Annotated in this window: 14 protein-coding genes; 11 read left to right on the top strand and 3 right to left on the bottom strand. The window is 63.2% G+C overall.

The genetic code is table 11. The annotated features are described in order from the left end of the window. The first annotated feature begins 12 nt into the window (after nucleotides 1–12). The 5 genes from P3C39_RS16960 (at nucleotide 13) to P3C39_RS16940 (ending at nucleotide 4,193) form a co-directional block, all read left to right on the top strand. Complete coding sequence (locus tag P3C39_RS16960) at nucleotides 13–681, top strand: CvpA family protein (RefSeq protein WP_063171789.1); 669 nt, start codon at nucleotides 13–15, stop codon at nucleotides 679–681. A gap of 105 nt (nucleotides 682–786) precedes the next feature. Continuing rightward, nucleotides 787–2,256, top strand: a complete 1,470-nt coding sequence (gene purF / locus P3C39_RS16955; protein ID WP_013532528.1) for an amidophosphoribosyltransferase — start codon at nucleotides 787–789, stop codon at nucleotides 2,254–2,256. Nucleotides 2,257–2,299: 43 nt separating this feature from the next. Then, nucleotides 2,300–3,040 (top strand): SDR family NAD(P)-dependent oxidoreductase, encoded by a 741-nt coding sequence (locus P3C39_RS16950; protein WP_275953589.1) that lies wholly within the window; start codon nucleotides 2,300–2,302, stop codon nucleotides 3,038–3,040. Nucleotides 3,041–3,173: 133 nt separating this feature from the next. Beyond that, nucleotides 3,174–3,803, top strand: coding sequence for a hypothetical protein (locus P3C39_RS16945; RefSeq protein ID WP_013532530.1), 630 nt, complete (start codon nucleotides 3,174–3,176; stop codon nucleotides 3,801–3,803). Nucleotides 3,804–3,971: 168 nt separating this feature from the next. Then, entirely contained in the window at nucleotides 3,972–4,193 is a 222-nt protein-coding gene (locus P3C39_RS16940) for a hypothetical protein (RefSeq protein WP_013532531.1), read from the top strand. Between the two features lie 3 nt (nucleotides 4,194–4,196). Here P3C39_RS16940 and P3C39_RS16935 read toward each other — a convergent pair whose 3' ends face one another. Beyond that, on the bottom strand, nucleotides 4,197–4,703 hold the full coding sequence (locus P3C39_RS16935) for an OsmC family protein (protein ID WP_027162698.1): 507 nt from the start codon (nucleotides 4,701–4,703) through the stop codon (nucleotides 4,197–4,199). A gap of 202 nt (nucleotides 4,704–4,905) precedes the next feature. Here P3C39_RS16935 and aguA point away from each other — a divergent pair, with 202 nt between their 5' ends. Further along, nucleotides 4,906–6,012: an agmatine deiminase gene (aguA, locus tag P3C39_RS16930; protein ID WP_063171787.1), complete on the top strand. Its 1,107-nt coding sequence runs from the start codon at nucleotides 4,906–4,908 to the stop codon at nucleotides 6,010–6,012. Nucleotides 6,013–6,057: 45 nt separating this feature from the next. After that, nucleotides 6,058–7,152: a polyamine ABC transporter substrate-binding protein gene (locus P3C39_RS16925; protein WP_013532534.1), complete on the top strand. Its 1,095-nt coding sequence runs from the start codon at nucleotides 6,058–6,060 to the stop codon at nucleotides 7,150–7,152. 109 nt (nucleotides 7,153–7,261) lie between these two features. Here P3C39_RS16925 and P3C39_RS16920 read toward each other — a convergent pair whose 3' ends face one another. Continuing rightward, on the bottom strand, nucleotides 7,262–8,011 hold the full coding sequence (locus tag P3C39_RS16920) for a helix-turn-helix transcriptional regulator (protein WP_275953590.1): 750 nt from the start codon (nucleotides 8,009–8,011) through the stop codon (nucleotides 7,262–7,264). Nucleotides 8,012–8,225: 214 nt separating this feature from the next. On the opposite strand from P3C39_RS16920, the gene P3C39_RS16915 reads away from it, so the two are divergent. The 3 genes from P3C39_RS16915 to P3C39_RS16905 all read left to right on the top strand — a co-directional run bounded on the left by P3C39_RS16915 (nucleotide 8,226) and on the right by P3C39_RS16905 (nucleotide 11,778). Then, nucleotides 8,226–9,743, top strand: coding sequence for a peptidase S10 (locus P3C39_RS16915; RefSeq protein ID WP_275953591.1), 1,518 nt, complete (start codon nucleotides 8,226–8,228; stop codon nucleotides 9,741–9,743). A gap of 178 nt (nucleotides 9,744–9,921) precedes the next feature. Beyond that, nucleotides 9,922–10,809, top strand: coding sequence for a DMT family transporter (locus P3C39_RS16910; protein ID WP_275953592.1), 888 nt, complete (start codon nucleotides 9,922–9,924; stop codon nucleotides 10,807–10,809). Nucleotides 10,810–10,869: 60 nt separating this feature from the next. Then, entirely contained in the window at nucleotides 10,870–11,778 is a 909-nt protein-coding gene (locus tag P3C39_RS16905) for a DMT family transporter (RefSeq protein WP_275953593.1), read from the top strand. 197 nt (nucleotides 11,779–11,975) lie between these two features. Here the strand turns inward: P3C39_RS16905 and P3C39_RS16900 are convergent, their stop codons facing one another. Continuing rightward, the gene (locus P3C39_RS16900) at nucleotides 11,976–12,830 is read right to left on the bottom strand and encodes a LysR substrate-binding domain-containing protein (protein ID WP_275953594.1); all 855 of its coding nucleotides are present in this window, start codon (nucleotides 12,828–12,830) and stop codon (nucleotides 11,976–11,978) included. Nucleotides 12,831–12,943: 113 nt separating this feature from the next. Here P3C39_RS16900 and P3C39_RS16895 point away from each other — a divergent pair, with 113 nt between their 5' ends. Beyond that, the gene (locus tag P3C39_RS16895; protein ID WP_275953595.1) at nucleotides 12,944–13,351 is read left to right on the top strand and encodes a 4-oxalocrotonate tautomerase family protein; all 408 of its coding nucleotides are present in this window, start codon (nucleotides 12,944–12,946) and stop codon (nucleotides 13,349–13,351) included. Nucleotides 13,352–13,364: the final 13 nt, after the last annotated feature.

The following is a 13,364-nucleotide window of genomic DNA, read 5'->3' as shown; positions in this document are numbered from 1 at the left end:
GGGGCGAAAGACATGCCGATTACGCTGCTTGACGGAATTCTCGTCGGCTTCACTCTGGTTTCGGCGATGCTCGCCATGGTTCGCGGCTTCTCGCGCGAAGTCCTGTCCGTCGTCTCCTGGGCAGCGGCGGCAGCGGCGGCGTTCTTCTTCTACAAGCCGGTCGTGCCTTACCTCGCTCCCTACATCGAGAATGAAAAGGTCGCCATGGCGGCCGCCGCCGGCGTGGTTTTCATCATCGCGCTGATCGTCGTCTCGGTCATCACCATGAAGCTCGCCGACTGGATCATCGATTCCCGGATCGGCGCGCTCGATCGTACGCTCGGTTTCCTTTACGGCGCCGCGCGCGGCATCCTGGTCGTTGCCGTCGCCCTGCTGTTCTTCAACTGGCTGGCCGGCGCCAAGGCGCCAGCCTGGGTCACGGAAGCCAAATCGCGGCCGCTGCTCGAACAAATCGGCGCCAAGCTCGAAAGCCTGCTGCCCGAGGATCCGGAAAACGCGATCCTCAAGAAGCTCAATCCGAATCAGCCGGCCGCCGAGACGCCAGCTGCTCCGGACGCACCGGCGGCGGATGCTCCGGCGGGCGGCGACGATACCAACGCGCCGGCGCCTGACGACAATGACGCAACACCACCGGCGAACAACGCCCCGGCCGCTCCGGCACCGGCGGCACCGGCAAACTGACGCCGAAAAACGGCGTCAGGATCTGACGATGGTGTGAACGACTGCACGGCCCGCGTTGCTTTCGGCGCGAACCCGCATTATATGGCGATTTTAGCGGAGCTTAAGATGGCAGACGCAGACGACGTGCTTTCCGCCGAGGCCGACGACCATTTCCACGACGAATGCGGTGTGTTCGGCATTTTCGGTCGGCAGGACGCTGCGGCCATCGTTACATTGGGCCTGCATGCGCTGCAGCATCGCGGCCAAGAAGCGGCCGGCATCGTTTCCTATGACGGCAGCCAGTTCCATGTCGAACGCCATGTCGGCCTGATCGGCGACACCTTCACCAAGCAGCGCGTCATCGACAGCCTGCAAGGCAACCGCGCCATTGGCCATACGCGCTACGCCACCACGGGCGGCGCCGGCATGCGCAACATCCAGCCCTTTTTCGCCGAATTGGCCGATGGCGGTTTCGCCGTCGCCCACAACGGCAATCTGACCAACGCCATGACCGTGCAGCGCGCGCTGCAGAAGCAAGGCGCGATCTTCTCCTCCACCTCCGATACCGAGACGCTTTTGCACCTCGTCGCCACCAGCAAGGAGCGCGATTTGAACTCGCGTTTCATCGATGCGGTGCGGCAGGTGGAGGGCGCTTTCTCCCTGGTGGCGATGACGGCCAAGAAGATGATCGGCTGCCGCGATCCGCTCGGCATCCGGCCGCTGGTGCTGGGCGATCTCGACGGCGCCTGGATCCTGGCCTCCGAAACCTGCGCGCTCGACATCATCGGCGCGCGTTTCGTGCGCGACCTGAAGCCCGGCGAGATGGTCGTCGTCACGTCCAAGGGCATCGAGAGCCTGTTCCCCTTCGAGCCGCAGAAGACCCGCTTCTGCATCTTCGAATATGTCTATTTCGCGCGGCCGGATTCCTCGGTCGAAGGCCGCAACGTTTATGAGGTGCGCAAGCGTATCGGCGCCGAGCTGGCGGTCGAAAGCCCGGTCGAGGCCGACATTGTCGTGCCGGTGCCGGACTCGGGCACGCCGGCGGCGATCGGCTTCAGCCAGGCGGCCGGCATTCCCTTTGAGCTCGGCATCATCCGCAATCATTATGTCGGCCGCACCTTCATCCAGCCGGGCGATTCGATCCGCCACATGGGCGTCAAGCTGAAGCACAATGCCAACCGACGCATGATCGAAGGCAAGCGCGTGGTGCTGGTCGACGACAGCATCGTGCGCGGCACCACCAGCCAGAAGATCGTGCAGATGGTGCGCGACGCCGGCGCCAAGGAGGTGCATATGCGCATCGCCTCACCGCCGACACGCGCCTCCTGCTTCTACGGTGTCGACACGCCGGAGAAATCGAAGCTCCTGGCATCGCGCATGTCGATCGAGGAGATGGCCGAGTTCATTCGCGTCGATTCGCTTGGCTTCCTCACCATTGACGGGCTCTACCGCGCGGTCGGCGAGGCCAGCCGCGACAACGACCAGCCGCAATTCTGCGATGCCTGCTTCACCGGCCAGTACCCGACCCGCCTGCTCGACTTCGAAGGCCACGACAATGTGCGCACGCTGTCGCTGCTGGCGACAAGCGGGACGTAGGCCGGACCGCCATCAGCGTTAGTCAATTCCCGGAATCCATCGCATGACCCTCGACCTTTCCGGCCGCGTTGCGGTCGTCACCGGCGCCTCGCGCGGCATCGGCTATTTCATTGCCAAGGAATTGGCTGCCGCCGGCGCGCATGTCATTGCGGTGGCTCGTACTGTCGGCGGGCTGGAAGAGCTCGACGACCAGATCAAGGCGGCCGGCGGCCAGGCGACACTGGTGCCGCTCGACCTCGCCGACATGGCCGGCATCGACCGCCTGGGCGGCGCCATCCACGAACGCTGGGGCAAGCTCGACATTCTCGTCGCCAATGCCGGCGTTCTCGGCGTCATTTCGCCGATCGGTCATGTCGAAGCAAAAACCTTCGAGAAGGTGATGACCATCAACGTCACCTCGACCTGGCGGCTGATCCGCTCGGTCGACCCTCTGCTGCGGCTCTCCGATGCTGGCCGCGCGATCATCCTGTCTTCCAACGCCGCGCACTCGGCGCGCGCCTTCTGGGCACCCTACGCGGCATCCAAGGCCGCGGTGGAGACGATGATGCGCTCCTGGGCGCATGAGACGCAGAGCCTGCCGCTCAGGGTGAACGCCGCTGACCCCGGCGCCACCCGCACCGCCATGCGTGCCCAGGCAGTGCCGGGCGAAGATCCCGAGACGTTGCCGCATCCCTCCGAGATCGCCAAGCGGATCATGCCGCTGGCCAGCCCGGACCTGAAAGAGACCGGATTGATCTTCCAGGCCAAGCACAATCGCTTCGTCGCCTATAGGCAGCCGGAATAAACTTGAGCCTTTTTTTGACGCATGTCGGTTTCCCAAAAACCGCTGCGCACTTTTAAGCGACATGCGTAGGGATTAAACAGGCCTCCGGAAACGTTTCTTCGACGTAGTCGAAGCCCAAACCGGAGGAACCACCATGCGCAAACTGCTTCTCGCCACCGCGGCCATCCTGATCGCAGCCGCGGGCGCCGCTTACTCGCAAGATGCCAAGATGAGCTTCTTCGTCACCAGTGTCGGTTCCGGCAAGGGTGCCGACCTCGGCGGCCTCAAGGGTGCTGACGCGCATTGCGCATCGCTGGCGGAAGCCGCCGGCGTCACCGGCAAGAGTTGGGCTGCCTATCTGTCGACCAGCGACACTGACGCCCGCGACCGCATCGGCAAGGGGCCGTGGGTGAACGCCAAGGGCGTCAAGATCGCTGACGACGTCGCCTCGTTGCACAGCGATGCCAACGGCATCACCAAGCAGACGGCGCTCAACGAGAAAGGCGAAGTGGTCAACGGCCGCGGTGACACGCCGAACCGCCACGACGTGCTGACCGGCTCCAAGCCCGACGGCACCAAGATCGCCGACCAGACCTGCGGCGACTGGACGATGAGCGGGGCGGAAGGCGCCGCGATGATGGGCCATCACGACCGTACCGGCCTCGACGATTCGGCAGCCGCCAAATCCTGGAATTCCTCGCACGCCTCGCGCGGCGGCTGCAGCCAAGAGGCGCTGAAGGGCACCGGGGGCGATGGCTTGTTCTATTGTTTTGCCACCAACTGAGCCGATTGCGCTTCGAAATCGGGCTGGGAAACCCGCCGTCACATCACGCGGCTGTGATTTGGCGGCGGGAAGCTGTGCCGCGGTCATGCTTTCGTCATTTCCTTGGAGTTGGTAGGGTCACCGCGACTCCCACAACAAGCGCCCAACTGGCAGAACAAGGAAATCCCCATGGCTACGACCGCAGCAGCGTTGGTCTGGTATCTGGTAATCGCCGGTCCGCAAGGCGGCATGGTCGTGCTGCCCAGCACCTTCGACAAGCGCGAACAATGCACCGCCGCCATCACCGAATATCAGAAGCAGCCGACACCGGCCGGCTGGTCGGTGCAATGCGTGCCGAGCGCCTCGCCCTTCACCGACGAGGGTGACGCCGAAGAACCGTCAGCACAGTAGGCGTCAGCGGCGTGCGCTGACCGTCAGTTCCGGCTTCTGGCTGATGGTCTGGAATACCACGCAATAACGCTCGGTCAGCTTCAGCAGCGAGTCTATCCGCTCCTGCGGCTCATCGGTGTCGAGGTTGAAATTGAGCCGGATGGCGCGAAAGCCGACCGGCGCATCCTTGGCGACACCGAGCGTGCCGCGAAAATCGAGATCGCCTTCAGCCTCCACCGTGGCGGCGCCGAGTTTGAACTCGAGCGCCGTCGCCACCGCCTTCAGCGTCACCCCAGCGCAGGCGACCAACGCCTCCAGCAGCATGTCGCCCGAGCAGAGCTCAAGGCCTGAGCCGCCTGTTGCCGGATGCAGGCCGGCGATGGCGAGCGCCCTGCCCGTCTCCACCTTGCAGGCAACCGACTGGTCGTCGATCGAGCCCTTGGCGCGAAGCGTGATCATGGCCTGCGAAGCGTCGTCACGATACGCCTGCTTCAGCGGCGCCTGCATGGCCTTCAGTTCGGTCGCATCCATCCGCTTTCCCCTTTCGTCGACTGCTTGCGTCACCGGCATGCGCCGTCCGGTCAAGATTTGCGCCGATCACCTTGGGAAGGCAATGCCATTCCGCAACAGGTGCCAGCCGCCTACACCGATATCCCAAATGGGACATTGACGGACAAGGTCCCAAAAACGTCTGATCCGGGCAAGTCATCACTCCATTTCCCGGCGGTCCCCGATGCCTCGAACCCTCTCGACAAGGCCGAAACAGGATGGGTTTCGCGCGCCCGGCGAATTCGAACCCAAGTCAGGCTGCTGGATGATCTGGCCGGAGCGGCCGGACACCTGGCGCCTCGGCGCCAAGCCCGCGCAAAAACTGTTCGCCGATGTCGCCGCGGCGATCGCGCAAAGCGAGCCGGTGACGGTGGCGGCTTCTGCTCGCCAGTGGCAGAATGCCCGAGCGCGATTGCCCGGTCATGTGCGCGTCGTGGAAATGTCCACCAACGATTCCTGGCTGCGCGACAGCGGTCCCAATTTCGTCGTCAACGATCAAGGCGACGTGCGTGGCGTCGATTGGATCTTCAACGCCTATGGCGGTTTTGACGGCGGCCTCTATTCGCCATGGGACCTGGATGACCTTGCGGCGCAAAAAGTGCTCGAAATCGAGAACATGGATCGCTACCGCGCACCTCTGATCGCCGAGGGTGGCGGGTTGCAGTGCGACGGTCAGGGCACGCTCATCACGACGGAGCAATGCCTGCTCAACCGAAATCGCAACGCTCATCTCGGCAAGGCCGAGGTGGAGCGCCAGCTTGGCGACTATCTCGGTGTCGACACCGTCATCTGGCTGCCACGCGGCTTTGCCTTCGACGAGACCGACGGCCATGTCGACGACGTTTGCTGCTTCGTGCGCCCCGGTGTGGTCGTGCTGAGCTGGACCGACAATCGGGAAGACCCGCAATACGATATCGTGCGCGAAGCCGAAGAGGTGCTGCGTTCGGCTCGTGATGCGAAGGGCCGCGCGCTGGAAGTTCACCGGCTGCCCCACCCCATGCCGATCGAGATGACGCCGGAAGAAAGCGACAGCGTGGACCGGCTGGATTCGACCTGGGCGCGACCGGCCGGAAACCGGATCGCGGCGAGCTACATCAACTACTATCCGGGCAACAGCGTCGTGGTGGTACCGCAGTTCGGCTGCGATCTCGATGTGAAGGCCAAGCGGACGCTGGCCAAGCTGTTTCCCGACCACCGGATAGTCGGCATCGAAAACTCGCGAGAGATCCTGCTGGGCGGCGGCAATGTCGCCTGCATCACCTTGCCGGTCTATGCCCCGCAACGACGTTGAGGGACGGAGCATGCCGAGAACACATAGCGAAAACGGAGGACATTTATGCGCGCTCTGATCTTCTCAACCCTGCTTGCCTGCGGCGTCTGCGCAAATGCGGCTTCGGCTGACGAGGAAAAGATCGTCAACGTCTACAACTGGTCCGACTACATCGCGCCGGACACGGCCGAGAAATTCGAGAAGGAAACGGGAATCAAGGTTCGTTACGACGTCTATGACGGCAACGAGGTGCTTGAGACCAAGCTGCTCACGGGCGGCTCCGGATATGACGTGGTCTACCCTTCAGCCTATCCGTTCCTCAAGAACCAGGTCAAAGCAGGGGCTTTCCTGGAACTCGACAAATCGAAGCTTGCGAACCACTCGAAGATCGATCCGCAAGCCCTCGCGCTGATCGCCGGCGCCGACCCGCAGAACCTGCATGCAGTGCCCTATATGGCGGTCACCGACGGCATTGGCTACAACGTCGCTGCGGTGAAGCAGCGGCTGCCGGACGGGCCGACAGATTCCTTCGCCATGGTCTTCGACGTCGATGTGGTCAAGAAGCTGTCCGATTGCGGTGTAGCTATCATCGATGCGCCGGCTGAAGTCATCCCGATGGCGATGAACTACCTTCACATCAACCCCAAATCGACCAGTCCCGACGACCTCGCCAAGGTCGAGGACCTGCTGGTCAAGGTGCGGCCCTACATCCGCTATTTCCATTCGTCGAAATACATCAACGACCTCGCCAACGGTGACATCTGTGTGGTGTTGGGCTGGTCGGGCGACATACTCCAGGCAAGGACCCGTGCGGCGGAATCCGTGAAGAAGCTGGAGATCGCCTATTCCATCCCCAAAGAAGGCACGCTCATCAACTTCGATACGATGGCGGTACCGAAAGATGCGCCGCATCCCGACAACGCCCAGGCCTGGATCAACTTCAATCTGCGGCCCGATATCGCCGCGGCCAATTCCAGCTATGTCTCCTACGCCAATGCGATACCGGAGTCCCTGCCGCTGATGGACAAGGCCATAGCCAGCGACCCCGGCGTCTTTCCGCCTGATGCCGTGAAGGCCAAGCTGTTCGTGGTGGACAACAACGACCCAAAGCTGCTGCGATCACAAAACCGCATGTGGACGCGCATCGTGACGGGACAATAGAGCAATTCCAGAAAAAGTGCGCAGCGGTTTTCCCGGGAAAAGCGCGTAGCGCTTTCCCTTGGGAATTGCGTCAAAGCAAAAAGACAGAGCCGGGCGGAAGCCGTCAGGCTCAAGCGGCTTCGCGGATGGCCGCCAGCAACTCGACCTGGGAGTGCACGCCGAGCTTGCGATAGATCTGCTTGATGTGGTTGCGGACGGTCCCGGGCGAGATGGCGAGGCATCGCGAAATCGTCTTGGCGTTGCCACCATCGACCAGATGCCGCGCAATCTCGGTCTCGCGCCTGCTCAGCCGCGAGCGAGCGTCACCGATTGCGGCCCCCTTGTGCCGGAAGCGGCACAGATGGAGCAATCTTTCCAAAATGAGCCTTGTCGCGCTGCTTGCCGCGCAAGCCGTCGCCAGATCCTGCTCGCCAAACGGTACTGCCCCGTTTCGCCTGAGAAAAGTGACATAGCCAGCGGTCAGCCGGTCTAGATTGAACACGCCGGTGATCTCGTCGAAACTGTCGGAAGGGCCGAAGAATTCGCGATAGTAGGGAGTGCGCTGGAAGTCGCCATTGCGGAGTGCCGACAGCGGCAACAGGAAATCCTGCCTTGTGCTGGCGAACCTCTGGAAGAAGGGATCCTGGCGATACAGTCGTGCATCGTAGTCGCGGTTCCAGCGATCGGGACCGGCATCGTCGATGGTCAGGGATGTGATGTCGCGACGGTAAAAGCCGACATAGGCGCGGTCGGAGCCAAGCAACTCGCTCGCCGCTGCCGTGAAGCGAGCCGACAATTCTTCGGGTGTCACGGCAACGGCCGCAGCGGCGACACCGCCGCTCCAGCGCCCAAACTGATCGAGGGAAAGGTTCGACTGCATTCCAATTCATACTAGGCATGATGCCGAAAAGTGTGAAGCGGTTTTCGGACGGCATCATGCTCCATCTGTTTGATTTAGAGCCGGATGATTTCAGGTCGATCGACCTGAAATCATCCGGCTCTAGCGCAAGCCGTTGCAAGTTCAAATCAGCCATTTCCTTTGACTTCGACCCTCTCGGCCATACCTATGCGGGAGTCGTTGTCGCGGAGCCATCATGCCGGTCAAATTGAAACTGATCTGCCTTATCCTGCCGATGCTCGCCGTCCTGGCGCAGCCCGTCCTGGCTGAAACGGCGGAGCGGCCGGCGCCCTCGGGCGGCGTGCTATCCCTGCTGCCGCCGCCGCAGACCACCAACCATTCGATCACGCTGGCCGGGCGCAAGCTGGATTACCAGGCAAAGGCGGCGACCCTGTCGCTGCTATCGGGCAAGGGCGACGTCACGGCGGAGATCTTCTACGTCGCCTACACACTGGAGCCGCCGGCAAGCGGGGCCAAAGACCAGCAGCGGCCGATCACCTTCGTGTTCAACGGCGGCCCTGGAGCAGCGTCCGCCTATCTGCATATCGGCGCACTCGGTCCACGGATAATCGCGACGGGAGCCGACGGCGAATTCCTGCCGTCACCGCAAAGACTGATCGACAATCCGGACAGCTGGCTCGACATGACCGATCTCGTCTTCGTCGATCCGGTGGGAACCGGCTATAGCCGCGAGGCACCGGGTCAGGACACGCGCGACTTCTGGGGCGTCAACCAGGATGCCGGCTCGATAGGCGCCTTCATCCGGCTCTATCTCGCGCAGAACGGCCGCACCGGGTCGCCGCTGTTCCTCGCCGGCGAAAGCTATGGCGGGTTCCGCGCAGCGCTGCTCTCCAGGACGTTGCAGGAAGATATCGGCATCAGTCCGAACGGCATCGTGCTGATCTCCCCGGCGCTGGAGTTCACGCTGGTGCAGCCCGACGAATTCGAGCCGCTGCATTGGGCGCTCGAACTGCCTTCACTGGCTGCGGTGCGCCTGCGCGCCGAAGGCGTCAGCGGCGACGCGTTGCGGGAGAAGCTGGCAGACGTCGAACATTATGCGATGGGCGATTACCTCACGGCAATCACCAGCGGACTGGAGCAAGGCAGGCGGCTGGCCAGCCAACGCGTGGCTGACATCACCGGCCTGCCGCTCGACCTGGTGCAGCGGAACTCCGCCCGCATCCCCACCGGCCTGTTCGCAAGGGAGTTCGCCCGCGCCAGCAGCAAGGTGCTCAGCCCCTATGACGCCACGATCGGCACGGCCGACATCGCGCCCGAGAGCGCCCGCATCGCCGGCCCGGATCCGGTGCTCGACCGCAGCGTGCCGGCGCTGACGTCGGCGTTCGTCGGCTATATCAGCGACGAACTGCATTTTCGCACCGATGTCAGCTATCGGCTGCTCAATGGCGAAATCAGCCACAATTGGGATTACGGGACCGGCGCCTCGCGGCAAGGCTATGCCGGGGTGATGGACGATCTGCAGCGCGCACGCTCGCTGAACCCTTCGCTCGGCGTCGTGATCGTTAACGGCTACACCGACCTGGTGACACCTTACCTCGCCTCGCGCTACCTGGTGAGCCAGATCCCGTCGCTCGCCAATGCCAAGCCCATCCGTCTCGATGTCGTCGAGGGCGGGCACATGATGTATTTCAGGTCCGACGGCCGGCGCGCGCTGAAAGAAGCCGCTTCGGAGCTTTATCAGGCGACGCAATAGACTTTGCGACAGTGCAGCTCGCCATGGACCCGTGCCCCAATATAAGCACCGGACTGGCGTAGCGCCGCAGGGGTTTTCGCCCGTATAGCTTGGTACCAAGGGAGTTGAATTCACGGCTCCCTTGTGTCGCTCCTCACAGCATTTCTGCCGCTCCGGCAAATTTGGTCCCACGCGCCTTATGGCCGATATCGCCATTCTCGAAACACGCGAGCGGGTTCTTGCAGGCATCCTGCTGACCGGTGCGGCCTATCTGCTGTTTTCGACACAGGATGCTTCGATCAAGCTGCTGGTCGTCGGCATGAGCGTCTGGCAGATCATGTTCTTCCGCAGCATCACCATTCTGGGCGCGTGCGCGGCGATCGGCGGACGACAGCTGTTTGCCGACACGATGCGCTCGCCGATCGTGCGGCCGATGCTGGTGCGCAGTGCCTTCACGCTTGCTGCGTGGCTCTGCTACTACAACGCCGCGCGCAGCCTGCAGCTCGCCGAACTGACCACCGTTTATTACGCGGCCCCGATCATCGTCACCGTGCTTTCGGTGTTCCTGCTCGGCGAAAAAGTGCCGATGCTGCGCTGGCTGGCGGTGCTGATCGGCTTTGCCGGCGTGTTCATCGCTTGCGATCCGACCCATCTCGGCCTGTCCGTGCCGGTGCTGCTGGTGCTGGCGGCCGCCTTCTTGTGGGGCATCGCCATCGTGCTCTTGCGCAGGACCGCCCTTGCCGAGCGCTCGATGATCCAGCTCCTGCTCAACAATTTCTATTTCCTGCTGTTTTCGGCGGTGCCGGCGCTGCTCTGGTGGCAGACGCCAAACCTGGCGCAATTGCTGCTGCTTGCCAGCGTCGGCGCACTCGGCGGCCTGGCGCAGTATCTTCTCTTCGAAGGCATGAAGCGCACGCCGGCCTCGGTTCTCGCGCCGCTGGAATACACCTCGCTGTTGTGGGCATTCGCACTCGGCTTTGCGATCTGGGGCGACGTGCCGCGCCGCGAAGTCTTCCTGGGCGCTGCGCTGATCGTCGCCGCCGGCCTGCTGATCGTCGGCACCGAGCATTCCCGCAAACGGCTGTGATGTGGATCGCCATCATTGCTGACACTACGATGTCAGGACCAAGCGGCGTAGGCTGGCGGCATGACTGAGATTGCAGCCGCCACCGACACCGCCGCGGAGCGGACACTCGGCATCATCCTGGTGTCGTCCTCAGCCGCCGTCTTCGGCCTGACGGGCGTGCTGACGAAATCAATCCACGCCGACCCGTTGACCATCATCTGCTGGCGCGGCTTTGTCGGCGCGATCCTGATCAGCCTCTATGTGCTGTGGCGGCGTCACCGTTCCGGTGGGCGTGAGAACCTGCGGCTTGGCTGGCGCGGCTGGCTGCTGGCGGTGGAAGGCGCGCTGGCCAGCATCGCTTTCATCTCGGCGTTCAAGTTCACCTTCGTCGCCAATGTCGCTGTCATCTATGCCACAGCACCTTTCGTCACGGCGCTGCTGGCCTGGGTTCTGACGCGCGAACCCTTCCGGTTGCAGACGATGGTCGCCGCCGCAGTGTCGCTGTGCGGCGTGGCGATCATGGTCTGGTCCGGCTTCGGCACCGGCAATCTGTTCGGCGACGGACTGGCACTGCTGATGACCATCGGCAGCGGCCTTTACATGATCATGGTACGCGCCTTCCGCGACACGCCCGTGGTGTGGGCCGGTGCGGTGTCGGCATTCCTGTTGTTCGTGCTCGGTTGGTTCGTCACCGATCCGCTGGCGGTTTCGCCGAGAGATGCCGTTCTGCTCGCCACTTTCGGCGCGTCCTTCGCGCTGTCCTCGATCCTGTGGACGGAGGGCGCACGGCTCATCCCGCCGGCCGAATCCGGGCTTCTCGGTTCGGCCGAAGTGCCGTTCGCGATCCTGTTTGCCTTCCTGTTCCTGGGCGAGATTGCACCAGCCGCCAGCATGATCGGCGGCGCCGTCGTGCTCACCGCAGTGTTCGCCCATGCGGGGCGGGATTGGCTGATGGCGCGCTCGCAACGCATGGCGTCAAATATTTCTTAAAAAAGTGACACAGTCATGGAACCATCATCCGGGTCAGGCATTATTGCTGCGACGGGCCATCCCCAAGTCCCCCCAAACCCCTCGGCCCGTCCTACTCCAAGCCGACCGTAAGGTCGGCTTTTTCTTTGCCGCTTGCCGACCGTAAGGTCGGCTTTCTCTTTGCCACTTGGGACCGCAAGGTCGGTTTCTTTGGGTATTCAGCCCGACAAGGCAAGGTTACCGCTGAGCAGGGTCGCCAGATCGGCTGCCGATCCATCGGCACCGGCGCGCAGCCGGATGGCGAACTCAGCCAAAGGCACCTGGGGCAGGCCAAGCTGGCGCGGCGCCTCGACAATCCCGGAATGGGCAAAGCGAGCCGTTCGCAGCGTCAGTGCGACACCGGCGTTCACGGCTGTGCGCAGGCCGGCCAGACTGGCGCTGCCGGCAGCAATGCGGTAGCGGCGGCCAGCGGCATCGAGTGCGGCAAGTGCCGCTTCGCGAAAACCGCAATATGGATCGAGCAGCGCCAGCGGCAGTTCCTCCTGCCGCGTGGCCAGCCCCTTTTGTGAGCATAGCCATATCATCGGCTCGCGCAGCACGCCGACTTCGTCCGGCGCTGCCGTCTGGCGCATGACGATCGCCAGATCGAGGCCGCCAGACTGCAGCGCCTGCGCCAACTCGGCGGAACGGCCGACCCGCAGTTCGATCCTGACGCGCGGATGGCTGCCGGCGAAAGCACGCAGCAGATCCGGCAGGCCGCTGTCGGCAAAATCCTGCGTCGTGCCGATGGCAACGCGCCCGGCAGCGCGGGCGCCCTTCAGCGCCAGCCAAGCCTCGCGATGGGCGGCAAGAATGCGCTTGGCGTGGCCGACGAGATCCTCACCCGCCGGCGTCAGACCACGTCCTCGCCCTTGCGCCGCCAGCAGCGGCTCGCCGACGACTTCCTCCAGCCGCTGCATCTGGGCGGTCACCGCCGAGGGCGAACGGCCGATGCTTGCAGCCGCCTGGGCCAGCGAGCCGCTGTCGACGAAAGCAAGGAAGGTTCGGAGCAGATCGGGATCGAGCGTTTCCATACTTCGATACTATCGAAGTATCATTTAAAAACAATTCGATTTTTTTGACTAAAAGGTGGTGGCATGGTTGTTTCAACGGCGATCGGACGCCGCTCAAGCCAAGGAGAAGAAGAATGCCTATCATCAACATCAGCATCACCGGCAAACCTGACGCGGCGCTTTCCGCTCGCATCGCAAAGGAGGCCACAGAAATCACCGCGACGCAGCTGCGCAAGGACCCGACGATCACGGCAGTTGCCGTGTCCTATGTCGATCCGCAGCACTGGTTCGCCGGCGGCAAGTCGCTGGCCGAGCACGGCACCAACACGTTCTGGCTTGATATCAAGGTGGTCGACGGCACCAACACCAAGCTTGAGCTGGAGGCCTATCTGAAGGCGATCTTCGCAGCCTTCGGCCGTCTGCTGGGCGGCGTGCACGAGGAGAGCTACGCCTTCGTGCATGAAGTGCCGGCAGCCGCTTACGGCTATGGCGGCAAGACGCAGGAATTTCGTTTCATCAGTGGACGGCTGCAGGCGGCGTGAGAAGCAGCTTCCC

Origin of the sequence: Mesorhizobium sp. XAP4, assembly GCF_029269325.1 — a bacterium.
In the GTDB taxonomy this organism is placed as follows: Bacteria; Pseudomonadota; Alphaproteobacteria; order Rhizobiales; family Rhizobiaceae; genus Mesorhizobium; species Mesorhizobium ciceri.
The sequence above is the reverse complement of the archived record's forward strand: the minus strand, read 5'-3'. Positions and strand labels throughout refer to the sequence as shown.

Bases quoted from the DNA above. Each gene is read 5' to 3' on its own strand.
- P3C39_RS16950 (WP_275953589.1), top strand. From the start codon at position 2,300: ATGACCCTCGACCTTTCCGGCCGCGTTGCGGTCGTCACCGGCGCCTCG.
- aguA (WP_063171787.1), top strand. From the start codon at position 4,906: ATGCCTCGAACCCTCTCGACAAGGCCGAAACAGGATGGGTTTCGCGCG.
- P3C39_RS16925 (WP_013532534.1), top strand. From the start codon at position 6,058: ATGCGCGCTCTGATCTTCTCAACCCTGCTTGCCTGCGGCGTCTGCGCA.
- P3C39_RS16960 (WP_063171789.1), top strand. From the start codon at position 13: ATGCCGATTACGCTGCTTGACGGAATTCTCGTCGGCTTCACTCTGGTT.
- P3C39_RS16900 (WP_275953594.1), bottom strand. From the start codon at position 12,830: ATGGAAACGCTCGATCCCGATCTGCTCCGAACCTTCCTTGCTTTCGTC.
- P3C39_RS16920 (WP_275953590.1), bottom strand. From the start codon at position 8,011: ATGCAGTCGAACCTTTCCCTCGATCAGTTTGGGCGCTGGAGCGGCGGT.
- P3C39_RS16915 (WP_275953591.1), top strand. From the start codon at position 8,226: ATGCCGGTCAAATTGAAACTGATCTGCCTTATCCTGCCGATGCTCGCC.
- P3C39_RS16945 (WP_013532530.1), top strand. From the start codon at position 3,174: ATGCGCAAACTGCTTCTCGCCACCGCGGCCATCCTGATCGCAGCCGCG.
- P3C39_RS16905 (WP_275953593.1), top strand. From the start codon at position 10,870: ATGACTGAGATTGCAGCCGCCACCGACACCGCCGCGGAGCGGACACTC.
- P3C39_RS16935 (WP_027162698.1), bottom strand. From the start codon at position 4,703: ATGGATGCGACCGAACTGAAGGCCATGCAGGCGCCGCTGAAGCAGGCG.
- P3C39_RS16910 (WP_275953592.1), top strand. From the start codon at position 9,922: ATGGCCGATATCGCCATTCTCGAAACACGCGAGCGGGTTCTTGCAGGC.
- P3C39_RS16895 (WP_275953595.1), top strand. From the start codon at position 12,944: ATGCCTATCATCAACATCAGCATCACCGGCAAACCTGACGCGGCGCTT.
- P3C39_RS16940 (WP_013532531.1), top strand. From the start codon at position 3,972: ATGGCTACGACCGCAGCAGCGTTGGTCTGGTATCTGGTAATCGCCGGT.
- purF (WP_013532528.1), top strand. From the start codon at position 787: ATGGCAGACGCAGACGACGTGCTTTCCGCCGAGGCCGACGACCATTTC.